Here is a 23,053-nt window from a genome sequence, read left to right as displayed (position 1 = left end):
TCCGCTCACTCAGGAGCGCCCTCAACGGATTTTGCTTCAGAGACAAGATTGTTCCCGACTGAACCATTGAGACCTTCCAACGCCTCGATCTCATTCATAATGTTGCGGGCCTCCTCTTTGAGTTTGAACTTGTTCGCGGTCTCAAGAGCTTGTTTCAGGGCGCTCATCAACCGTTCATACTCGCGTTTTCGTTCAGCAATATCAGAGATCGCCAACAGTACATCGCGCTTCTTGGGCATGACCTGTAATAGACCTGTGATCGCAGAGAGAGCTTCTTCACGGCTTCGTAATTCTTCTGCCTCCTTACTGTCAGCAGCACTGATGATCCTGGAGATCTGATCAAGGAGCCGTTTATACTCGGTGATTGCATTTGACAGGATGCCGATCACTTCTTGATCATCCTGTGGTGTGTCCTTCAAAGCAAGTTCGATCCGACTTATGGCCGACTCGAGAAAAGACTGACGCTGTTCAAGTGTCGTACGGCGTCGCTCCATCCACCGCCACTCGGCCATGATATTAGAGACCATCGCTCGGGCCTGATTGACCTTCTCCTTGTAACGATTGGCCTTCTCCTCAGCAGACGCGAGATCATCATCGAGCGTGTCGGCAATGAAGGTCAGCTGATAACTGAGCATATCTCCAGCCTGCGCTTCGGCAAGCACTCGTGCCTCCTTGATGGCACGACGTGTCTCAGTCCACAGAGCATTCATCTCAGACTCTGCGATCTCCGTTCTACCACGCATGTCGAATTCATCAGAGATCTGTTCAATCCGTTTGCTAAGTTCTTGTAACTCAATGATCTTGGAGTGAAGCAATGCTCGGCCCAGACGCCGGTTCACGTCCTGTGTGATCTCTTCACGTTCTTTGGGGACTTCTAATAGAGCGTGGGTGCTATCAATAAGGAGCTGCAATGCATTTTCGTAGGCCGCAACGGCCTCGTGATATTGTCCGTCCTGAAGGAATACATCACCCTCTTTTTTGCGGGTCAACACGATCTCAAGTACATCATACGGCGAGGTCTTCAACAGGCTCCGACCAAACTCAATCCCAACGTCCGTGTCAAGATCAACACTTGACCCGCCCAGCAGTAATTGTTCAACATGAATACCATCGGATGCGGCGACATAGATTCGATCGTGATCAGCATCCACAGCCTCGATCTTTTGACCATCCAGTTGGATCTGGCCGATCTCAGAACCACCCTTCAGATCATAAATGGATACAATATTTTGGGACAGCCCGATTATTAAATAGTGATTATTTGTCCAGAGACTTGTGACCGCATGGGAGTTGACCGACTCCAACGCCTTGATCAGGGTCCACTCGAGCCGGTCCCAGATCTGGATCTCGCCCCCCGACATTCCCAAGATGACGTACTCGTTCGTCCCTACAATTGCGGTACATCGACCTTTCTTCTCAAGCTTTGCGATCTCAACTGGAGCCTTTCCCTCTTGTCGTGTCCAGACCCTACTCTCATCTTTTCGCGCAGCAGTACAGATAATGGTATTGTCGGTCCAGATCGCAGTGACATCTGATTTGTAGAGCTGCCAACTAGAGGTCTCGTGAGTGTTCTTGTTAATGGAAACCAGACGGCCCTCTCTTGCACCAACTAAGAAACTGTCCTCATATAGAACGGAAGTAAGAGCGCCATAAGAGAGTTCGAACCAACCCACCATCCCCCAGGAGACTCGATTCCATACATAGACTCGCTTTTCACAAGTCGCATAGATGTGTTCCTTGTCCACGTGAACACGTAGAGGTGGAGTACTTGTCTCACCAAGAGTTGCGACCAATTGCCAATCAGACTTGGACCACACTCGAACAGTGTTGTCTTGACAGGCTGCATAGAGAAACTCGCTGTCATGTGTAATACTTACTGCTTCTGATTCAAGTATCGTGATCGGATTGCTAGTCAGTGGTAATGTGTCACCAGTTCCTCCCGGAGCATCGGCCATGTTATCGTCCCTAACTATCCTGTTGTGGTTAAAGACGAATGACCACAGTCGTTTAAGGCGTTTTCTGGTCTCAAAAATCTCGTCACATATGCCGATTTTTCGTTAAGAAACCGACATTCGCCGCTCGCTTAAGTAAGCATATATGGTATACTTATCTGACACCTTGTGATACCCATTCATACGTATCCAGAATACACTTAAGAAATGGAATTCAAATGGCAAAATGCCGCATTATATGGAGGAAATCGAATGGACTCGCACAAGTGGCGACGAGAGCTCGACAAGCTCTCCGAGATGAAAGGAATGCTGATTACTATCAATCCCCAACTCGAAGAGCAGACAGATAGACAGCTGCGCCAGCTCTATGATGCTTATGCAAAACTCACTCGAATCGAGAACGAGCTCGGAAGCGCCGGATTCATGAAGAAGAGGAAGCTCCAATCCGTATTGGAGAAGGCAGATAAGGAACTCGAAGAAGACTTTATGCGGATTGTTCGAGACTTTGCGGATCTATTCCGCCGTGAACAACGACAGGTTGTAAATCTCATACCAAAGATTCAAGCAATAAAGCCCAACGAGGCAAAAGCACTCGCCGCGACTAATTTTCCATCGATCGGAGCGGGAGATTTTGGAGATGCCGCAACCCTGTACGATTTTGCTGATGTCTTCACGAAAAAGTACGCCAGTCTACATCAAGAGATGATGCGCGAGGTAAAGAATCTTCTAGATGAGAACAAGGGTATGGTCGAGACCTACGAACGCCATATTACTATAGACAGAGGTGAGGTTGCAACCTCTGTATCTACTGATGATATCTCACTCCTGTCTCTCTCGGACTTGATCATTCTTAGAGAGAAGCTCGTAAAGGAACGAGGTTATCTAGATGGGCGAAAGGGCGAAGTGGGGAGAATGCTCGGTGCCTCACTAATGTCAGATATCGAGTCCCTGCAGGCGTCCATCAGCACCGCCTCCAGACTCGGGCTGGATCTTCCAATGGACTTTACCCAGAAGCTACGACTGCTTGCGCGTGATGCCTCGGCAGCCACTGATCTCACAACACTGCTGAGCCTTGAGAACCAACTGTTCTCGGCCAAGCAACAGATGGCACATATGCTCCGAGACCGCATCATCAACATGCAACATGAGATCACTTCAAAGATCGTGGCCGGAGGAATTCCAACAACTTCTGATATCATCCCACCAGCACCAGCGCTCAGCACAGAAACCGATGATGTCGCACCATTATTATCCGCCTACCAGAAAATGGTGGAATGGGAGGGACAGGTCAGAATCTCACTGAAAGGGAAGCTTGAGGACCTACTGGAAGAACTCCAGCGGGCCACTGATGTCCCCGATGACACAGGGATCAAAGATGTCATTGAGGTACGCAAGTTCATTGCCGAGTCGAGGGACAAACTGGAGAAGGCACCAATTGATGATCTCATTCGGATTTACACAAAGGCCAAGTCAATGCATGACGATGCCATTAATCACATCACTGACAAGATTCGGGAATACATAGCGAGATTCAATGAGCTCGCCACATCGGCCGATAGAGTCTTGGACTATGCGCAGTTGGGCAAGAAGGCTCCAAAGGTCGAAGACATCCAAGGTGGCATTGTCTACCTCATGGAGTCTTTGAACAGCCTCAGAACCGCTGTGGATAGCGGAGTTGCCACATTCAGAGAGGCATGCATCCAAGAGATAGATGCGATCATCCAAGACCTTCAGACAATCAAGCCAGCGTATGCAGACATCTTCATGCCAATCACAGGAGAACTTGAGGCGGGTTCTGAAAAGATCAAGACCCTCCAAGATTTCGGTATCATTCGTTCGGAGATGAAAGCGCTCAAGGACGGTATCTTGGTCAAGGCCAAAGAGGCACTTGAGAATATGAGATATCGTCTTGGTGTTAAGATCCGTCTTGCTGCGGCAAAGCTGATGGGTGCCGGATTTGAGATTCCCTCTGAGGTCCAGGAGGCCATTGCTGAACTGAACAGTATTGGCGTGGCCGCAGACAATGTATTCAGCTTGCCAACGATTGCAAGAAAGATGGTAGAGCTGTATGAGAAAAAGATCAGTAAGAAGGTCATCGAGACCTTAATGGACAAGGTCGATGAACTCATTGAGAGATTCCAGCAGGCAAAGAACATTGGTGTCGACGTGGACACAGAACTCATCACACTGAAGGCCGTACACGAGTCACCCCCAAGAGACCTCGAAGAGGCAGCGGAGGCCTTCGACAAAATCATGGCACTGACGACCTCACCGAACTTGCATAACAAGATCAAAGACAGGGCCAATACGGCATATGTGCAGATCAAAGGTGCTGTTGACATATTTGAGAAGCAAGGGATGAGCGAGTTCGTGCAACGGCTCAAGATCCTTCTCGAAGAGGTACCAAAACAGTTAGAGAGCGAATCGAAACATGTGAACGAGGCTCTCGAAGTCTGTCTGACACTGGCGAATATTCAGGAGGAGATGCTCTCAGTGCTGAAGAGTGTGGCCGCCAAGGACAGCCAGCAGTTCGACAATAGACTACGTGCAGCTAGTAGTTATTACGCAACAATTGAGCGTGTAATCGAGAAGCACCCAAGGGACTTTTCCAAGATCATCTATCCGGTCAACCAGATCAGCGACTTGGAGAAACAGCTTGCCGATACGACCGTGCTTGAAGATGCACTGACGTATTTCGAGAAGCTGAAAGAGGTCCGTGAGGGGTGGCTGGCACAGGTCGAGAAGATGGATGACTGGCACAAGTCCCTCAAGATGTACCTGACTGGATTCAGTCCAACAATGGGTGCTGATGCTCGCGAGAAGTTTCTTGAGGATCAGACAAAACGAATCAAGGAGACCTTCAGCAGAGAGGACATCAGCTCATATCTATCATGGGCTCTAAGAGAGATTGCGGATTCAATGACACGAAAAAGCGGATAAGAACGAGGCGACAACTATGCTACGAGGAAGAGGTAGTGAAGAAGAGGCGACAAAGGCCGCAGAGGTCTTTGCAATCGGGATCGGTGAATGTGGTTCGAATATTGTAGGTTCGTACCTGAAGGCAAGCCATGACAAGAGGCTGCCTTCGCGTGTCCGAGGCTATCTTCTCATGAACACGGACAGAGCGGATCTGACCAAGGTCCGAGAAAAATATGACATTCCAAAAGAACACACAATGCTGTACGGTGCCAGTGAGATCGGTGTCGGTGGTCGGTTCATGGACGGCTACAACGCGGTCATGGAATCGAAGGACATCATCTTTGACCAGCTTAGCAATCTCGGTTTTGAAGGGGTCTCTGGCTTCAGCATCTTTACCAGCCTCGGAGGCGGGACGGGCTGTGGAGGCACTCCTGCCCTGATCGAACTCCTCAAGCAACGATTCCAAGAAGAAGAGGGAAGACGGATCTTCGTCTACGTCATTGGAGTCCTACCGTTTGAGGGACAGTCATCGGAGGCACTCAACTCGATCTGGGCGGTCTCAAAACTGCTCAGGGCTCAGCTTCAAGAACGCGGTGCGGACCTGACGATCTTATTGAGCAACAGAACCATGCTCAAACGAATTCTCAATTCTCGTAGAGCCGATAGTGTCGATTACCTTCAGCGAGAGCTCAACGTGGATATCGCAGATATCGGACAGATCGAGCGAATGGTGCCCTCGACATTGGAAGAGTCAGGAGAACTGGAACAGAGGACCGAGCAGGCATTTGTTGAGCTCGTCAACCCGCTAGCGTTGGATGTGGTCGAGGCCATGCTCTCACCCGGAGTACACGAGGCAGGCAAGGATGTCTTTCCAACAACAGACCTTGCGGACTATGCAAGAAAGCTGGACCCAGTAGTTGTTCCTGCGCTCTATACAGATGTGGGACTGATCCCTGATGCTGGCAGCATGCCCCAACAGATCAAGAGCATGATCGACTACACGATCAGAGAATGGTCATACGCGGACATCGGAGACCAGCCAAATGCGGAGAGTGTCTATTACGTGTTCAGTGGACCAAGACACATCTCAAAGGCTGAATATGGTATGCATCTCAAAGAGGCACTTGACAAGTTCATTGCACCGGGTGCGGCAATCACTCCGTGCTACGTCCAGAAGGACAATCCCGATGCCCCGGTCGATCTGCTTGTACTACTCGGCCTACCAAAGATTCCAGAGCTGGTGCAACTGATCAATGAGGCAACTCAACTGGTCAACCTGCACAGCGGACCCTCACCTCTGAAGCAGAGCTGGTTCATGAGATCAAAGGGCACAACACGAAAAGAATTGGTGAACGCGATCAACGATTTCAGGGAGCTATTCAGTTACTACATGGAATCAGGCACACCAGTAGCATAACGGAGGGGCAAGATTGAGTTCTGAGTTTCGCATAGAGGATCTCGTGGATAGGCTGCTCTTGATTGAGACACTTAATTCCACACTGATCCATTTTATTCTCAGTTCGCAGGTCTCAGGGAACGTGGACCCGGACAGGGTCGATTCGCTGACTCAGGGACTGAAGAGAACACGCAAATGGATCGAGGAGACCCTCACCAACGAAGCAACACCTTCATCCACCGCGAACATTCTTAGCCTGATCGTCAAGAGGATGGCCCAGCTGGAGAGCATCTTACCCAAGCTCTCTCAGAAGGCAAAGGATGTTGAGACCCAAAGTACGGCTGCGGAGATCCTCTCATTGCTTGAAGGGTCAACCCCTGCAAAGACTGCTCCAGCTGCAGGTGCAGAACCAACAACGACTGCCGCTCCTCTTCCGGGAGAGAGGGCGGCTGGTCTTGTACCACTATTGCCCGATGAGCATGCAGAGGAAGAGGCAAGAGAGCCCTTTAAACGGGTCGATATGGAGGATGATGAGTGGGGACTCATATCACAGGCGAATCGCCTCATCCAACAATACTCTCGCCGTTGTCATGTCCTACTTCCGACCTTCTGGTTCGAAGTGATGCGGGAGATCCACAGATATCAATCAGACTCACCGTATATTGGCGACGTGATCCAAGTTCCCTCGGAATTCCTGACCCGGATCATCAAGGGCCTTCTCACAGAGGCACCCGGCGCCCGACTCCTACAGGACCTCATGAAACACAGACCACAGGAGAAGCAACTCTCTCCATCCGAGACTGAACGAATAGAACGGGCAGTCGCACGATACTTTACGGGACTGGAGAACTTGCTGAAGGGCGAGGACCTTCGAGTTCAGGACAAGATCTCTGAGGCCCAGACTGCCTTTGACGGCTTTGGCTGGGGTGGTCCCGAACTAGAAAAGCGAATCATCAAGCGGATTAATCAGCGATGCCAAGAGGCACTCCAGAACGCGGAATCGGACTCGGATGACCATAGAAAAGTAATCTATGCAGAAGTAACGAAATTGCTCTGCAAACTCCAACATGCCATGCTGGCCGAACCAAGACTTCGCGAGATCCTTGCATTGATGAAGCCTTAGTCGCGGTTCACGTTGAACTGTGCCACAGTGGTCAGCCATATCGCATATAAGTAGAGAGAGCTAGTGAAAATTATCAAGCCGAGGGAATTAGAGTGAGCGGTCTCAATAAGATGCTTAACCCAAATGTGACGGCGGTCGTGGGTGTTTCCACATCAAACCCCTTCTCGCCGGGAAATGTGATCTTCCGAAAATTATGTTTTGAGAACGGTCTCAAGACCTATCCCATCAATCCCAAAGGTGGTACAGTTGAGGGCCAAAAGGTCTACAAGTCCATCGAGGAGGCCCCCAATGACATAGACCTTGCGGTCATCTCGGTCCCTGCAAAATATGTTCCGGGAGTTCTTGAACAGTGTGGCGAAAAAGGAATCAAATCAGTCATTGTTGTTTCTGGAGGTTTTAGTGAGACCGGTACAAGTGGAGCAACTCTTCAGGAAGAGATCATTGAGATTGCCAACAAGCATGATATGACAATGGTGGGCCCCAACTGTATCGGGGTCTATGTTCCGGATGTCGTGGACACCTTCTTTCTCCCATCTGAACGAGTTGCCCGTCCACGCAGAGGCCATGTGGCGATCATATCCCAGAGCGGAGGCTGGCTGGTAGAGCGACTAGAAGAGTTTGCTGAACGCGATGTGGGAATTGCGGCTGCAGTCTCTATTGGAAATCAGGCACAGACAAAGACCGCCGATTTTGTCAGGTTCTTTGGCAAAGATAAGAATGTGAGAGCGATCCTCGCATACATTGAAGGTTTTGGAAAAGAAGAGGGTCGTGACTTTGTTGATGCATGTGATGAGATTGCACCAAAGAAACCAATCATTGTCTTCAAGGGTGGCCAGTCCGAGGCGGGGCATCGTGCGACTCAGAGCCACACTTCATCCCTTGCTGGAAATGGTGCGGTCGCTACAGCGGCATTCAAACAATACGGAGTCATTGAGGCCACCGATGAAGATGAGGTCATGGCATATTCGAAGGTGTTCTCATTTCAACCAAAACTCATGAGCGGACCGAACATCGGGTGCCTGACCGTTAGTGGTGGTCACGGAGTCATTGCCACCGATGAGGCTGACTTCTATGGTCTCAAATTCCCCAAGTTCAACGAGGAGGATCAAGAGGCTATGCGATCGGTCATGAGCCCTGCATATCAGGCAATAGCGTCATTCAGAAACCCGTGCGATCTCACCGGAAGCGCATCAGATGTTGATTATGAGCAGGTCCTTGACAAGATGCTTCAAGTAGAATATATTGATGCAGCCCTGCTCTTGCTTCTACCGTACGCGCCCGGCATCTCATTACAGATCGGAGCCCGTGTGGCGAACGTTGCAAAACAACACGAGAAGACAGTAGTAGCATATGTCCCGGATTTGGAGAAGTACGAAGTGATCATCAGAGGTTTCGAACTGAATGGTATCCCTGTGGGAGATACTATCGAGGAGGCCGTCCAGATGCTTAATGGTATCTGGAAGAGATCGCAGTATCTCATGAGAAAGGGACTGTTAAAACGGAGATAAAAAGCAGAAATCGAGGGCTCTCATGCCCTCGAATATTTACCGGGATCGATTCCTAGCGAACTCAGTGTTGATATGAGTTCAGGCGAGAGGATGAGGGATCGCTCAAACAAGTCATCAACGGTTCGGCACCCATTAAGATACATAACAGTCTTGAGACCCTCGATGAGTTTTTTCAGGTCGTTAATCACATCCTTTGTCGTCCCTTCTACTGCGGACTTGAGGAGTGGATGTGCGACTCCGGCCGCGTTTGCACCAAGAGCGAGGGCCTTTGCAACATCAAGTCCACTACGAATGCCGCCTGTTGCGATGACATCCAAGTCAGTGGCATTAGTGACCATTATGACAGAGAGAGCAGTGGGAATGCCCCAGTCCCAGAAGTCAAGACCAAGCTGTGCCTTCAGCTCGTCACCATCTCGCAGAGCACGATAATATTCGACTGCCGCCCAACTGGTGCCGCCAACACCACCAACATCCACCCCATCAATGCCGATCTCTTCAAGAGCGAGAGCGACTTCGGCACTGATACCTGCACCAGTCTCCTTGATGATGATAGGAACATCTACGACATCCATGATTGCAGCAATGTTCTCAAGGACGCCAATAGAGTTACAATCACCCTCTGGTTGGCAGGCCTCTTGAAGTGGATTCAGGTGAATCGCCAGAACATCGGCCTCGATCATGTCTACTGCGGCCTCAGCGGCGTCAACATGAGTAGCACCAATATTGGCAATGAGAGGAACAGACGGAGCGGTCTCTCGAACCACGCGAAACGTGTCCTCCAAGGAAGAGTCTTCGACAGCAGCCCGCTGGCTTCCAACCCCAATAGGGATCCGGAGTTCCTCCGCAGCCTCAGCAAGCCGCCGATTAATCTCGATCGTCTGAGGATGACCACCAGTCATTCCCGCAATGACAATTGGAGCATTCGCTCGGAGACCAAGAAAATTGATGGTCAGATCAATAGAGTCTTTATCAATCCGTGGCAGAGCATTATGGATAAAATCGATATGCTCGAACATTGTGGAACGATGACATTGTACGTCTTCTTGGAGACAGATTTCAATATGTTCGAGTTTTCTTCGACGAGTCAATTCTGCCTCGCTGGGACCACCCGATGACTTTTTCATCTTGCGAGTCTCTCCTTCTGCCATTGTTGCAACCAATACATATAGAGAGCCCTGCTTATAGATAGAGGTTTTGGTAGATTTGCGTTATGCGAAGACTTTATCCTATAAATCAGCACCTGCCGGGTACAAGTGGCAGAGATGAGCGACGAATCACGTTATCGAACAGAGCCCCCAATTGAAGACGATGATGAAGAGAGAGCAAAGACGTTTCTACGACCCTTACCGAGAGAAGAACGGCAACTCAGTAAGAGAGGAGTGCCCATGGTGCGTTTTCTTTTCTGGACGATGCCAGAAGACAGACGCGACTTAATCGTCATGCTGCTGATGCCTCTACTCATAGCCGTTATTGATACAGCGATTTTTGCCGCAATTGTGATAGACGCGCTTCCTGATACGGCTGTCTTCATGTTTTATCTGCCTATTGCGCTTGCAATCCCCATCGGAATGACAGTGCCACAATTAAAGCACACACTAATCTCGTCAATTCTTGCCTCAATATTCTTCGTCATCCTGCTCATCCTGTTCCTTGCGGTGCCAGGCATGCTTGTTCCTGAAATTGGCATTGGAGAATTTATCATCACCGGAGCCTTTGTGGCCGCAGTCTACTTCTTCTTTGTCTTGTTCGCGTCCATGCTTGGATCATTTATAGGAATAATATTTAGAGAGTTCATGTAGAGAACCGCAAGATATCTCTGAAATAAAAAAGAGTGTGACGGGCCCTACAAGAGTATAGGGCCCGCAATCTTGTTCTATGAAGGCAATCGATTCATCAATGCAAAATAGAGATAGAAGACGGGAACCTGCAAGATCACAAGCATCGGCATGTAGGTCTTGATGATCTGGTCAAACCCACCTAGAGCATCCCCAAAGAATGCAAGGATGAATCCCGAGCCGACGACCAGTGCAGTCGCAACTGAGACCACAGTCTTCAGAATGCGTACTTGACTTGCCGTTATCCCGCCAAAGGCTGGTTCTCGGGCAATGTATCTGAAACGTTCTACTGCGAGCGTATTGGCCTCGAACTTTGGTATCAGATTGCCGTCCGCATCAAAGAGGTCAGCAAACTCAATCGAGATCTCACGCTCTCCAACAGCGATCGGCACAAGCTGGATCTCAATGGCCTCGGTCTCACCAGGTGCAAGTGGCAGGTCGATACTTGAGGGAGAGATATGATCCATTGAGTGGAAACGCACACGCAGACCCAAGCTCGATGAGATGTTCCGCACCGTGATCTTCACAGTCGTGGCATGATACTGCACAAATGGCTCGTCCACATTAATTGCGATAATGGGCTTACTCTTGGCTGTTGGACCGTAACGGGAGATCATCTCTTCATGTGTTTTTGCGCCCATTATGCTAAAGGGTGACTTGAGAAGAATTGAGATCAGCATGGCAAGGAACAGTATAGCAAAAAGCACGCCTGCTGCAACTGCAAGGACATCACGTACAGCACTATCAACGTCCTGCATAAAATACACATAGACAATAGCCACAGAAAATCCGAGCATCACCAGATTCAGAAGATGAACCAAGACACTCCAAGGTCTGTGACGTGATGGAGGCGGTGTCGGGACAGAAGCGCTCTCGGAGGGCGTCTCAGTAGAGGTGGGTTGCTGCTGTAGGTCTTCATGTGTGATCCCACGTGGCTCAGGCTGCTCTGGTTGAGTCAGGTCTTCTGTCCAGTCTTCTTCATCGGATGGGTTGTTATCTCTTTCAAAGTCCATTTATCACACCTCCAATTGTTTCTTTTTCAGATAGTACCACAACAGCACAAAGATGACTTCGGCAAGCACCACACCAAGTGTTGCAAAGAATGCCGATGAACTGCCGCCGGTCTCACCAACGGCAATGCTCTGGATACTACGTAGAGCCTGAGCGATACCGGCAATCAGAGCCATGATCCCTATGAGCGAAATCAATACCCTGAAACGCCTATTCCCGGGAAGCATCACACTATACGAATATTCATACAAGAACTCGGTATTCTCTTCAAAGACTCTCCGGAGTATCTCACTCTGATCCACCCAAGGTCGAAAGACGAGCTGTATCTTGCGGTCAGCATCATCAAAGGGATAGAGCTGCAAGTCAACAACATCCACACCGCCGGGGGGAATCTTCTCGGTATAGAAGACATTCGGATCCACATGATCCTGCCCTCGGACCTCCACGCGGTACCTCATCGGGAAGTCAAGTTTATTTCGAACACGGAGCCGTAGCGTTGACCAACTCCGAAGTACGAAACCATGACCGGTCCCCTCAAACTCTTCAATACTGAACGGGACTTTGTGGGGCCAATGCGTGGCGACCATCTTCCGAGATTCTTCCAGTAATTTATTATAAAGAGCAATCCGTCGTCGCTCGATGAACATGAAAACAAGTTGGAGAGGAATCATGGATACAAGAAGAACAAATCCATTACTTGTCACAATGATTCCCGCAAGCCAGAGGCCGTTCTGCAAGGTGTACGAGTCAAGGCCCACGAACGTGAGCAGCCAACGCCCATAACCGATCATGACACCGGTTATGACAGCCAGCCCGAGCACGGAAGCAAATGTATTGCGGATGACCAAGAGTAGCTTGTCCCTTGTAAAGATGGCATCATCCTCCTTCATGGCAATACGTCTCGAGTAGAAACCTGTCACCATTGCACCAATCATATTTGCGAAGAACCCGAGTACATGACGCGCTGCGAGACCCTCGTGGGAGAGAACCATCTTGTCGAAGATGTCAAAGAGTAGATTTCCGAAACCAGTGCCTAGACCTCCGATAAGCGGCCCAAAGATCACCGACGCAAAGGCCGGCACCATGATGGCGATCCGTTCATCGTGGGGAAAGAGGCTGCTGGCGCTGTCAAGAAGAAATGCATTAAGAGAATAGATCACGGCCACGGCAACAATGACCTTCCAGTCAAAGACCTTGATCTTTTCCTCTTCATAGACTGCATCAGCCATAATTATACCACCTTACGCCTAGGTGACTAGATATGTACCATCGGGAATATTTATTCAAATCTCGTTTATGCCAGCTCACAGTTCAGTCCAGCATATGCACTACTACTAGTGGGTTGACAACAGTCGCAGAAAACTTGGACATTTCGGGACATTGAAAATAGGAGTGTATATACTCCCAACCACATCTCATTCATGACCTTAACCATGATGGTGAGGTAGGTAGTACCCACTGCCGTTGGTGGGCGGACTCTGGACATACTGTCCACTATTGTCCAACTTACAATCAACGGTCACACCACATCTAGGCAAGGTCAAAAATAAAGAAATAAATCGGTGCGATGAAATTTTCGAGAACGCCTGATAAGATCTATCGCAATATGTTATTGGCGAGTCCGTACGTGTTCGTCAGGAGATCTAACACCCCCTCGCCAACATAGCTCCAAAAGTATTGCAAACACGATAAATCCGGCAATGGTCGAAATCTGTTCAACAGAAATTGATGGAGTAGTAGCTGTAAAAGAGAAAAATAAAATTGGAATTACCAATATCAATATCTCGCATACGTACTTAGAAACGGTCTTTCTAAGTTCGGTTCTGCGACGCAGACGCTCCTGCTCCTCTTCTTCATCATCGACATATAGCAAACCCATACTCGAATCATGTTCGCCCATAAATCATGAACCCCTGTATCATTTCTCATAAAATCGTTTTAACCTTATTGTAGAATAGATATGGCACGACTGCAAGTAATTTTTAGATAATGGTGGGGCGAATAGGTATGTATGCCAGCGACAGTATCCTTATAGGCAATCGAAATCTTGAGCAAAACTAGCCTGAAATTGGAGGATTCTAAAATTTGTCTCTTGGTGGTTTCTCCGGCGTCATCTCCTACCCGACCTTTACCGAACTAGATGCAATTCTCACACGTAGATTCGAGGTCTTGGCCAGTGCTCTCGAATTTGGACAACCAACATTTCTGTTCCGATGGCCCGGGGGGCAGATCCCACACCGCGATGTCCAAGAACAGGTATTCAACGAACTTGATGAGGTAGCCGAGGAACTACGTGTCTGGCCAGTAGTCCGCTGGAAGGATAAGAACGAAGGAGTATACATCGTCAGATTTGTCCCGATTCAGAAGGAGGGCGAGTCGGACATCAGGATCAATTACGCACTCTTCGTCACGACCCTTGCAACCATCTCGCTGGGGGGTTTCATGCAGGCGGTGAGTCCAGTGTTCCTCTCTCTGTTCTATCCGTTGGGGTGGACCACTTGGGACTTGTTTTTGGTCACGGGGACATTCCTCCTTGGTCTGATGGGCATCATTGGAACTCATGAGATGGGACATTATCTGACCGCAAAACGACGAAAGATCGAGGCCACACCACCATATTTTATTCCTGGACTTCCCGACATCGGAGGCACTTTTGGAGCGTTCATCAAACAGAAGAGCCCACCAAGAGAACGAACCGATCTCTTTGATCTGGGGTTGGCAGGGCCGTTTGCAGGTTTCATTGTCACCCTAGTAGTGCTTTTTGTGGGATTCTTTCTCTCGGTCCCAGTCACAGCAGATGAGCTCACGGCCATTGACGAGGCTTTCCCGAACATGACGGGGTCCCTTCCGGTACCACTTCTCTTTACGCTACTTGAGATCGCATTTCAGGGATACATCCCGGATGGCGGAACTCTATTCCTACATCCACTTGCCTTTGCCGCGTGGGTCGGTTGCTTAGTCACTGCGCTCAATCTATTTCCGGCAAGCCAACTTGATGGTGGTCATGCACTTCGAGCCATAGTCGGTCCCAAGATCCACAAATACATTGGGTGGGCAGCTCTCGGGTTGATGGTCATTTCAGGATTCTTTCTGATGGCGATCCTTGTGTTCATGCTCTCTGGTGGCGGGGAACATCCCGGTCCCTTGAATGACACAGTACCGATCTCTAGGAGCAGGATCGTACTGTTCGTGATCGCAATGATAGTGCTGGTCTTATGTATTCCACCGTTGAGCTTTTCATTCTTCTAAGATTTGCCTGAAAAGCAAAGAGAAAAACAAGACGGAAGTCCGGGATCGGCCGGACTCCGTAGTAGATTTAGTTCACCAGTTTTCTCAAAATGAAGTGAGGATCAGTCATCCTCTTCTTCTTCATCGTCTTCTACAACATCCCAATCTTCGCCCTCTGGAATACGCATGACTCCCAGTTCGATAAGCCGATCCATGACCTTCTCCGCAGCCTCATCGATCTGAGGCTCGAACTTGGCTCCGGTGATCACCAGTTTCCCAGAACCAAAGAGGAGAATAACGACCTTCGGATCACGCATTCGATAGATCAGACCAGGAAATTGTTCTGGTTCGTAGAGAGTATTTTCGAGTTTCATTGCCGCAAGCTCAAGATTGAGTTCGGCTCCGAGGCTGGCACTGGCTACAATATTCTGTACAACGATAATCGGACGACCAATGATCTCGATTCCGGCCTCTCGAAGGTTCTTGACGATCTTGTGGACTGCTCGCCGTGATTCTTTTTCGGACTTGGCACCAGTACACACCATCTTACCGCTGTTGAAGATCAGTGTGGCGGTCTTTGGTTTCTTGAGCCGATACACAAGACCAGGGAATTGCTCGGGATCGAATTCGATATTTGGCATAGTAGCCGCGATCTCGTCGAGATCCAACCGTTGGTTCAATATAACTGAGGCGACGACATTCTCAATCTTTGTCTTAGGCTTTGGTCGAGGCATAATGCTCCTCCTGCCCCTTTATAAAGGACTGTAGGGTCCTATATAAATCGCCTTATAAATGGTGCCATGTGGCGCGATTTCCGTTATAAGATTCTTATAAATGGCACTATGTCATGCATTTCAAAAGCGATCGTCAGAGGCACTCAAGCCACGTATCAGGAACATCAACATGGACAAACGTATCCAGAAAAAGATCACTGAATATTTATGGGACCTGTACGCTCAGTACACAGTTTTTTATTCTCACAATTCTTCCACATTCAATAAAAAAAGCCTTATTCAGTTAGTGATTACAGAATGCATTGGGTTTGCTAAAAGGTGACAACTGTGACAATGGAAGAGAGCGAATATACAGGGTATGATGGTTCAAAGATGTTCCTGAGAGTCTGGAAGCCTGACGGTACACCAAAAGCAGCAATCGTCTGCCTACATGGTCTGGGAAGCCACAGCGGGCTGATATCCCCAGTAGGAGAATACTTTGCGTCCGCGGGATACATCGTCTATGCACCTGATCTAAGGGGTTTTGGTCACTGGTCAGGGGTAAAGGGTCATGTCGAGAGCATTGATGAGATTGTTGAGGACACAAATCATCTCATTCAACTTGTGCGAGAGAAGCACCCGGACCTGAATGTGTTCTTGTGGGGACATTCCTTTGGAGGCCTGATGACAGTCTTGTATTGCGCCGCACATCAACATGAGATTGACGGATTTATAATTATTAACCCGGGCCTCGGTGAACGGTTGGAGGTCAGCTCATTTGTCAGAGGGATCGTCAAGTTTCTATCAGCCCTTAATGTCAAGAAGCTGTTCAGCAATGGGCTTGACTTGGAATTGATCTCACGGGATCCCAGAACTGTTCAGCGTAATAAGGAGGACCCACTGCGATTTGACTTTGCGACCCCCCGTCTGGCCGCTGAGGGTTTTGCCAGTGTTGAACGAGCGATGGACATGGCAGTAGAGATCGCAATACCAGCACTCGTCCAACAGTCCGAAGAAGATCTTATTGTCCTACCGGAGAAGACCAAGGAGTTCTATGAGAAGTTAGCCTCGGCGGATAAGACATGGCGCAGCTATGAAGAGTTGTATCATGAACCATTTGAAGAGGAAGGAGGAGAGCAGACACTCATAGATGCAGTCGAATGGGTCGAAAAACATCTCAACACAGGAGAATAGTACGAAGATACATCCTGAGAAACGCTTTTATTGACCACAAAGGTGGAGGCGCCTTAGACAGAGCCAGCATTAGGTATGCTGGGCCTTTGAGAGTGACCATTCATGAGACGACTACAAGGAGCAGTTGCGTTTCTCATATTGACACTGGTAATTGCAGGGTCAATGAGTTCTATGCATCTAAACCCGAACAAGATCACTGTGACCCAGACGAAGGCGATTCCTGCCGCCACGGATCTTCGTGTCAACGTTCGTGTTTTCAATTACCAAGAGGAGTTTAATGATGATGATTTCGAGTTCCGTGTGTGGAACTACACATATGAAGTTCAAGGCGCGAATGTGACCCTGTGGAATTCAACAGATGGCACAAAGTATGATTCGAAGGTGACCGATGGAACAGGTTATGCCATCTTCTACAACCTGCCAAATGGGACCTACAAATGGAATGTGACCTGGTCCGCGGCTCCGGGTACTGTCAAGGAGGGCCAGATCGTGTCGGACGGCCCCGAGGCCACTGTAAATTGGGAAGTCGGCAATCTAGATCTCGAGAATGATGATGATGACCTCAATGCCACAGTCTTAGATGTGACAGGCAATCCGGCTGAAGGTCTCAATTTCTCGATCCACTTCAGAGAGAATAATAGCATCTACACACAGTTAGTCTTAGGAAGTAGTGGTGTAGCAGATATCACAGATATCCCAGATGGGAACTATACATGGAAGGTGACTGTGATCTCTGGCCCCTTTGCTGGTGAGGTACTCATAGAGGCAAACTTTACAGCAGATGGCACTCTCATCATTGCTCATCAGATAGTCGGGCTTCTTGCAGGCGACATGGACTATTATGATCTTGAGATCTTTGTAGCATTCGAGACCTCAAACGACCCCGTAACGGGGGCCACGATCAATCTCATGTTCAAGAATGGAACTGCGATTGACTCGAAGGTGACTGAGAGCAATGGCACAGTTCTGTTTGTGGATCTCCCAATATCTTTTGTCAACTGGACCATCACTTATGGAGGCGAACCGGTCGGTGATGGAATGTACAGCAGAAATCTCACTGCTCAAACATATGATGTACGTTCTCCTGTGATTACCAGTCCGGGTGATCAGGAGTTCCTCGAAGGCCCCGCAAATCTCACCATCACATGGCATGTCTATGATGAATATCCAAAAGAGATTCGTGTGTATCGTGATGACACCTTGCTAGAACAAGACACATGGACTAATTCCAGCTTTGACTATCTACTGAATGTGTCCGACTATGATCTTGGAGCCTACACGATTCGTCTTGAGGCCGAGGATCAAAACCAGCATATATCCGAAGACACAATCACTCTGCGCATACTTGAGAACGTCACTCCTGAGATCTCACACCCCGATGATGTGACATTCTATTACACCGAGTCCGGCAATCAGATCCAATGGAATGCGACTGACGAACACATCAACAAATACATGGTCACACGAAACGGGGATAAAGTGGTAGATGGGACTATTAATCCTGAAAACCCAGTGATCACAGTCTCACTGAATGATCTTGAGATCGGCGTATACACATACCTCATCTCTGTCAATGACACAAGTGGGAACACCGCCAACGATAGTGTGATCGTCACCGTCAAGGCGGATGACATAGCCCCGGTCATTGTGTACACGCCCAAGAACTTCTCGTGCTTCATTGGAGATCTTGGGCTCCGCTATAATTGGACAGTGACTGATGACTTCAAGGACACATACACCATTACTGTTGATGGACTGGTTGTCGAAGAGGGCGATTGGGTCGATGAGAACATATGGTTTGACTTTGGAGGCCTCTCCCAAGGGCAACATGTGATTATACTGACTGTCACAGACCTTGGAGGTAACACCGCTAGTTCAAGTGTCTATGTCACCGTGAACCCACCATTACTGGTTGCCTTTGGCATCGTGGTGGGTGGTAGTATGACCATTGTTCTTCTAATCGCGGGAATCTACCTCTATCTGAAGAACCGATAATGGAACCAAGAATGCGGCGGCCACTGCGCCGTCGCCTCCCCCCTCTTTTTTGACTCAGCTCTCTCGCAGTCTATTTTTTATTGGTCTTTGAAATCCTCTCACGCTTAATGGTCTCATGCATTTTTTCGAGAGCCTCAAGATCGCGTTGCCTTTTTCGTTCGATGAGTTCACGCTGATGGACCCGCACCATATGAATAGAATAGAGAAGCGCGATAAATCCACCAACTATACCAAAGAGCCATGGTTCATTTGGGATTGGATGACATATCAACTCGGATATGATGTAGATATTGAGGCTTGCAAAAAACACGCCAAAAGAGATGATTACTGCATAAAACGACCAGGGCATCTTAGTCTCGGTCATATTTATCGTATAATTACGTGCTTGACCGTTTATAGAACTTTTCAGATATAGGCAATAAATAAAGTCGTCTATGTATTTGCCATCTCTTCTCCTTCTTCTGATGCCTGCGGGACCTCCGTTGCTGACTCATCTAATGGTTTGATAAGCAGACCCTCAGGTGTCACACTAAGTACGACACGTTTACCCAAGTTTGCTAAGCGCCGTACCGACTCGGGAATGACCAGACGGCCCTTCGCGTCGATCTCCGAGATGTCCCCGAAGAGAACATGTCGTTGCCCCTCGATCAGGCCATCACGGATACGCAGGACACGATCTGCATACTTGGTGACATTAGGGTTGTGAGTCACATTGATGACGGTGGTGTTAAACTCCTCATTCATCTCTTTGAGCATTTGCATGACAACATCGGCGGTCTCAGTATCAAGTTCGCCAGTAATCTCATCAGCAAGTAGGAGTTCTGGCTTGTTGGCAAGAGCAACACAGATCGCCACTCGTTGATTTTCACCACCACTGAGTTGATGAGGCCGATGGTTCAGTCGCAACTCAAGGCCGACTGCTGCAAGCAACATCTTAGCCCGTTTCTCAGCAGCACGCTTGGGAGCACCAGCCAATCGCATAGGGAGCATCACATTTTTGATAGCGGTCAGTCCGGGCACAAGATTACCAGTCTGCCAGACAAAGCCTACCTTTTTCCGTCGATAGAGCATAGCATGATAGTCATTCAGCAGGGTAATATTATGGCCTTCAAAGAGGACCAGTCCAGCAGTGGGTCTATCAAGTGCACCGATCATCCGTAAGAGCGTGGTCTTTCCCGATCCGCTTGGACCAATAATGGAGAGGAATTCACCCTCATGAACTTCAAAATCCACACCACGTAATGCTATGACCTCTGTGGATCCACGCTTGTAGACCTTCATGAGGTCACGAATGACAATCTTGTATTCCTGAGCTAGTTGTTCAAGATCTTCAGTCATGTTTTATCACTCCGAATATTGGATCTCCTCTGCGATGTTCCGATTCAGACTAAGTCGATTTACCATAAAGTTCGCAGCCAATGAGATAATGAAAGCGCCTATGATAATCGCTCCTAGAAGCGTATATGGTATTGTCAATTGAATGTACAGCCGATTCCAAGCAAGGTTGCTGTTTATACCAGTGTACACCAACTGGATATTACTAAAGGCCCAACCTAAAAATAGGCCAAGCAGCGACCCTATGACCAGGGACACGAGCAATGTGAGCGCAGTGTCAATGATCAGAGTCACACCCATAGGAGAGGTGTCAGCACCAAGGGCACGCAAGATCGAAAATGATCTGCGTAGTTTTCTCGTTCGTAATGTCGTAACAATAACAATCCCTACAACAAGGAATAGCATTGAAAAGACAACATCGAGTGTATAGATACCATACACAACCTGCCCCGCTCTACTCTCTAATGCCTCATCAAGATATTCTTGCACGACTTCAACCTTAGAGAAAGACTTGGGGGACAACCCAATTAAATCGTGTTTGACCTGAGTAATGTTGGCATCAGGCTTAAGTGAGATATAGAATTTTTGAACTTGCGTCTGATTTGTGACAGCAACCACATAGTCAAGATTCATAATGACAAATTGATTTTCACTGGGCTGGCCGGGGAAGAATGTGGGATAGCCCATATTGGTGGTCATGAGATCCACAATAGTGCACTCTGAGGTATTTGTCTGATCAAGACTCTTGTTAGTGTGACGTAACTGAATCTTCATCTGATTCGAGTAGACAGGGATTTGTCTATATCCTTGAAGTTCGTAATGATCGATGGGTCGAAATGAAGAGATGATACTCGTATTGTCTTGAGCGACCATGTTGAACGCAGTAGTAGGATCATTCCACAATGTGAAATAGGGCAATAGAAAAGCTGTACGCAACCACGATGATGCTTCGATCCCCCACACAGTCACCGTGCGATTCACATTACCTTTGTATCCAGTAAAGTCCGACTGCCTGTATAATGCGTGACCTACGACTCTGACAACTCCGGATGCATCAGCGACTCCGGAGATATTCCTGATTTTATCAACCAGATCAAGTGTGATATTTGTCGCGGTCTGCGAGACCTCGAGTGAGATGTCCGCCCCGACTTTAAAACGTATTAGACTCGTGACATGATTATAGCCAGTAGTCGCAGACACCGAGGCCAGCGTACTGGCTGCAAAGACCATTGCCACAAACATAACGGCGGTTGCCTCGGTCTTCTTGTGCATCCGGACGGATTTTGCTAGGACCGTCATACTGACTCTGAGTCTTCCAAGTCGCAGGCGATTCAAGACTCGGCCCTTCAGTCCAGAAGTGGGGCGAGAGGCCAATCTGGTACCGGTCACTATGAATATGATCAATATGGGCGTGAGAATGGTCATCACACCAAAGAAGGACGATGGGTTATACATGGCATATCCGCTTAGTAGCAGAAGAGGAACAAGACAATACAGCGTCACTGCAAAAAATGCGACCTCTGCAACAGGGGCGTTCATGAACTCGCGACCTAACAGCACACGTCTGTTAATGATCTGATGTGCTTCAGCGATGGATTGGGTCAGTGAATGATATGCAATCGGAACGCTCGCGAAAAGGCCCAACATGAATGAGAACAAAAATGCAATGACCACCGTGGTTGGTTCTACAAAAAAGGTCAACGTGGCCAAGCGGGACAGATCAAATTCTAAAAACGTCCGAACCGTCCCTGCGAAAAATGATGCAAGAACACCTGTAAGTAGTGCACCAAAACCTCCCAAGATAGCTACCACTGAGGATCGAGTCATGATCCAGAGAAAGACCTGTTTTCCGGAGGCACCTCTTGTCTTCAGCGTACTCGAGTCGCGGTGGATCTCATCACTACCCAGAGTTGAATCATAGTAGACAAGTAAGACGCCCATCATGATCGTGGGAATGGAGAACGCGATCGATACGAATCTCATAGCCACTGCCCATGCAATATACCCCTGCAATGCAGTACGCAATGGGAACCCAGACCAGTCAACAGAGGCATATGGCAGGACAGCCTGCTCAATTCGAACTTCCAATGAACTTAAGGTCTCATCGACTTTAGCCGGATCACTTGCCAGCAAGGATGTCTTGTCCAAACGCGCCCAGACAGAAGTAGTAATCCTGTACTGGTAAGAGCCATATTCTGGCACTTCGCTCCAAATCTTATGGATGGTAACATTATCGGTGATCACACCTAGCGTGCTCACAGCAGGCTCATCCCACTGAATACGTTCCTTAAAGAGTGTGGAGGTGAAGGTCCCTACAATTTTGAGAACGTACGTATGAATCTCGTGACCATTTATCCCCCACGTCTCGTACTCAATAGTATAATTATCTCCAATATTCAACGAGTTGTAACTCAGCTCGGAACTACTGACCCAACAGGTGTTTGCTATAAGTGGACCATTATCAGGGGGAAGGTCCAGTGCTCCTGGAAATGCTTTGAAAAAGTTGGTATCAATACCCAAATAGGAGATCACAGTATCTACAGGATGCTCCTGACTCCAACGCCATTCTTGACGATAATAGACCACCGCTGTCGAACTTACAAGATCCTCTTGTTGCACAATCTTTTGGATATCATAGATGGACATGTTTGAATTCTGTAGAGAATAGGACGCATCGACCATTAGATCTATGGAGACATCTGAAGTGACTTCTTCATAGACCTGAGGGGTCGTGTTATCCACATAGAAGATCAGACCACCAAGGATTCCAGAGGCCATGGCAAAGACGACCAATGTGAGCACGATCTGAGGTGCTCCGGCGCGCAGACGAGTTGATAGAAACAT

16 protein-coding genes are annotated in these 23,053 nt (G+C 48.5%); 8 read left to right on the top strand and 8 right to left on the bottom strand.

Translation table 11 applies throughout. From position 1 onward, the window contains the following. Positions 1 to 5 precede the first annotated feature (5 nt). Positions 6 to 1,955, bottom strand: coding sequence for a hypothetical protein (locus K9W43_12235; GenBank protein MCF2137993.1), 1,950 nt, complete (start codon positions 1,953 to 1,955; stop codon positions 6 to 8). Between the two features lie 249 nt (positions 1,956 to 2,204). Here K9W43_12235 and K9W43_12230 point away from each other — a divergent pair, with 249 nt between their 5' ends. From K9W43_12230 to K9W43_12215, 4 genes are all read left to right on the top strand, one after another. Then, on the top strand, positions 2,205 to 4,892 hold the full coding sequence (locus K9W43_12230; GenBank protein ID MCF2137992.1) for a hypothetical protein: 2,688 nt from the start codon (positions 2,205 to 2,207) through the stop codon (positions 4,890 to 4,892). Between the two features lie 16 nt (positions 4,893 to 4,908). Beyond that, positions 4,909 to 6,288 carry a hypothetical protein gene (locus K9W43_12225; protein MCF2137991.1) on the top strand — a complete coding sequence of 460 codons (1,380 nt, stop codon included), beginning with the start codon at positions 4,909 to 4,911 and terminating at the stop codon, positions 6,286 to 6,288. 13 nt (positions 6,289 to 6,301) lie between these two features. Beyond that, on the top strand, positions 6,302 to 7,390 hold the full coding sequence (locus K9W43_12220; GenBank protein MCF2137990.1) for a hypothetical protein: 1,089 nt from the start codon (positions 6,302 to 6,304) through the stop codon (positions 7,388 to 7,390). A 92-nt stretch (positions 7,391 to 7,482) separates the two neighbouring features. Beyond that, positions 7,483 to 8,898: a CoA-binding protein gene (locus K9W43_12215; GenBank protein MCF2137989.1), complete on the top strand. Its 1,416-nt coding sequence runs from the start codon at positions 7,483 to 7,485 to the stop codon at positions 8,896 to 8,898. A 20-nt stretch (positions 8,899 to 8,918) separates the two neighbouring features. On the opposite strand, the gene fni is transcribed toward K9W43_12215, so the two are convergent. Then, positions 8,919 to 10,046, bottom strand: a complete 1,128-nt coding sequence (gene fni / locus K9W43_12210; protein ID MCF2137988.1) for a type 2 isopentenyl-diphosphate Delta-isomerase — start codon at positions 10,044 to 10,046, stop codon at positions 8,919 to 8,921. A gap of 114 nt (positions 10,047 to 10,160) precedes the next feature. Here fni and K9W43_12205 point away from each other — a divergent pair, with 114 nt between their 5' ends. Beyond that, positions 10,161 to 10,697, top strand: a complete 537-nt coding sequence (locus K9W43_12205) for a hypothetical protein (protein ID MCF2137987.1) — start codon at positions 10,161 to 10,163, stop codon at positions 10,695 to 10,697. 74 nt (positions 10,698 to 10,771) lie between these two features. On the opposite strand, the gene K9W43_12200 is transcribed toward K9W43_12205, so the two are convergent. Then, positions 10,772 to 11,746 (bottom strand): hypothetical protein, encoded by a 975-nt coding sequence (locus K9W43_12200; GenBank protein ID MCF2137986.1) that lies wholly within the window; start codon positions 11,744 to 11,746, stop codon positions 10,772 to 10,774. A 3-nt stretch (positions 11,747 to 11,749) separates the two neighbouring features. Further along, complete coding sequence (locus tag K9W43_12195) at positions 11,750 to 12,973, bottom strand: hypothetical protein (protein MCF2137985.1); 1,224 nt, start codon at positions 12,971 to 12,973, stop codon at positions 11,750 to 11,752. 856 nt (positions 12,974 to 13,829) lie between these two features. Here K9W43_12195 and K9W43_12190 point away from each other — a divergent pair. After that, the gene (locus K9W43_12190; protein ID MCF2137984.1) at positions 13,830 to 14,993 is read left to right on the top strand and encodes a site-2 protease family protein; all 1,164 of its coding nucleotides are present in this window, start codon (positions 13,830 to 13,832) and stop codon (positions 14,991 to 14,993) included. Between the two features lie 101 nt (positions 14,994 to 15,094). Here the strand turns inward: K9W43_12190 and K9W43_12185 are convergent, their stop codons facing one another. After that, positions 15,095 to 15,706 (bottom strand): TATA-box-binding protein, encoded by a 612-nt coding sequence (locus K9W43_12185; protein MCF2137983.1) that lies wholly within the window; start codon positions 15,704 to 15,706, stop codon positions 15,095 to 15,097. Positions 15,707 to 16,039: 333 nt separating this feature from the next. On the opposite strand from K9W43_12185, the gene K9W43_12180 reads away from it, so the two are divergent. After that, complete coding sequence (locus tag K9W43_12180) at positions 16,040 to 16,879, top strand: alpha/beta hydrolase (GenBank protein MCF2137982.1); 840 nt, start codon at positions 16,040 to 16,042, stop codon at positions 16,877 to 16,879. 102 nt (positions 16,880 to 16,981) lie between these two features. Further along, on the top strand, positions 16,982 to 18,874 hold the full coding sequence (locus K9W43_12175; protein MCF2137981.1) for a hypothetical protein: 1,893 nt from the start codon (positions 16,982 to 16,984) through the stop codon (positions 18,872 to 18,874). A gap of 70 nt (positions 18,875 to 18,944) precedes the next feature. Here the strand turns inward: K9W43_12175 and K9W43_12170 are convergent, their stop codons facing one another. From K9W43_12170 to K9W43_12160, 3 genes are all read right to left on the bottom strand, one after another. Continuing rightward, entirely contained in the window at positions 18,945 to 19,238 is a 294-nt protein-coding gene (locus K9W43_12170) for a hypothetical protein (protein MCF2137980.1), read from the bottom strand. 68 nt (positions 19,239 to 19,306) lie between these two features. Further along, the gene (locus tag K9W43_12165) at positions 19,307 to 20,212 is read right to left on the bottom strand and encodes an ATP-binding cassette domain-containing protein (GenBank protein ID MCF2137979.1); all 906 of its coding nucleotides are present in this window, start codon (positions 20,210 to 20,212) and stop codon (positions 19,307 to 19,309) included. Between the two features lie 6 nt (positions 20,213 to 20,218). Further along, positions 20,219 to 23,053 (bottom strand): hypothetical protein, encoded by a 2,835-nt coding sequence (locus K9W43_12160; GenBank protein MCF2137978.1) that lies wholly within the window; start codon positions 23,051 to 23,053, stop codon positions 20,219 to 20,221.

The organism is Candidatus Thorarchaeota archaeon (assembly GCA_021498125.1).
GTDB lineage: Archaea > Asgardarchaeota > Thorarchaeia > Thorarchaeales > Thorarchaeaceae > B65-G9.
Note: the sequence above shows the minus strand (reverse complement) of the source record. Positions and strands in the feature narration are given on the sequence as shown.

Coding starts and splice junctions, on each gene's coding strand:
- K9W43_12180 (MCF2137982.1), top strand. CDS start 16,040: ATGGAAGAGAGCGAATATACAGGGTATGATGGTTCAAAGATGTTCCTG.
- K9W43_12170 (MCF2137980.1), bottom strand. CDS start 19,238: ATGACCGAGACTAAGATGCCCTGGTCGTTTTATGCAGTAATCATCTCT.
- fni (MCF2137988.1), bottom strand. CDS start 10,046: ATGGCAGAAGGAGAGACTCGCAAGATGAAAAAGTCATCGGGTGGTCCC.
- K9W43_12185 (MCF2137983.1), bottom strand. CDS start 15,706: ATGCCTCGACCAAAGCCTAAGACAAAGATTGAGAATGTCGTCGCCTCA.
- K9W43_12160 (MCF2137978.1), bottom strand. CDS start 23,053: ATGTTTCTATCAACTCGTCTGCGCGCCGGAGCACCTCAGATCGTGCTC.
- K9W43_12165 (MCF2137979.1), bottom strand. CDS start 20,212: ATGACTGAAGATCTTGAACAACTAGCTCAGGAATACAAGATTGTCATT.
- K9W43_12200 (MCF2137986.1), bottom strand. CDS start 11,746: ATGGACTTTGAAAGAGATAACAACCCATCCGATGAAGAAGACTGGACA.
- K9W43_12195 (MCF2137985.1), bottom strand. CDS start 12,973: ATGGCTGATGCAGTCTATGAAGAGGAAAAGATCAAGGTCTTTGACTGG.
- K9W43_12230 (MCF2137992.1), top strand. CDS start 2,205: ATGGACTCGCACAAGTGGCGACGAGAGCTCGACAAGCTCTCCGAGATG.
- K9W43_12235 (MCF2137993.1), bottom strand. CDS start 1,955: ATGGCCGATGCTCCGGGAGGAACTGGTGACACATTACCACTGACTAGC.
- K9W43_12175 (MCF2137981.1), top strand. CDS start 16,982: ATGAGACGACTACAAGGAGCAGTTGCGTTTCTCATATTGACACTGGTA.
- K9W43_12225 (MCF2137991.1), top strand. CDS start 4,909: ATGCTACGAGGAAGAGGTAGTGAAGAAGAGGCGACAAAGGCCGCAGAG.
- K9W43_12205 (MCF2137987.1), top strand. CDS start 10,161: ATGAGCGACGAATCACGTTATCGAACAGAGCCCCCAATTGAAGACGAT.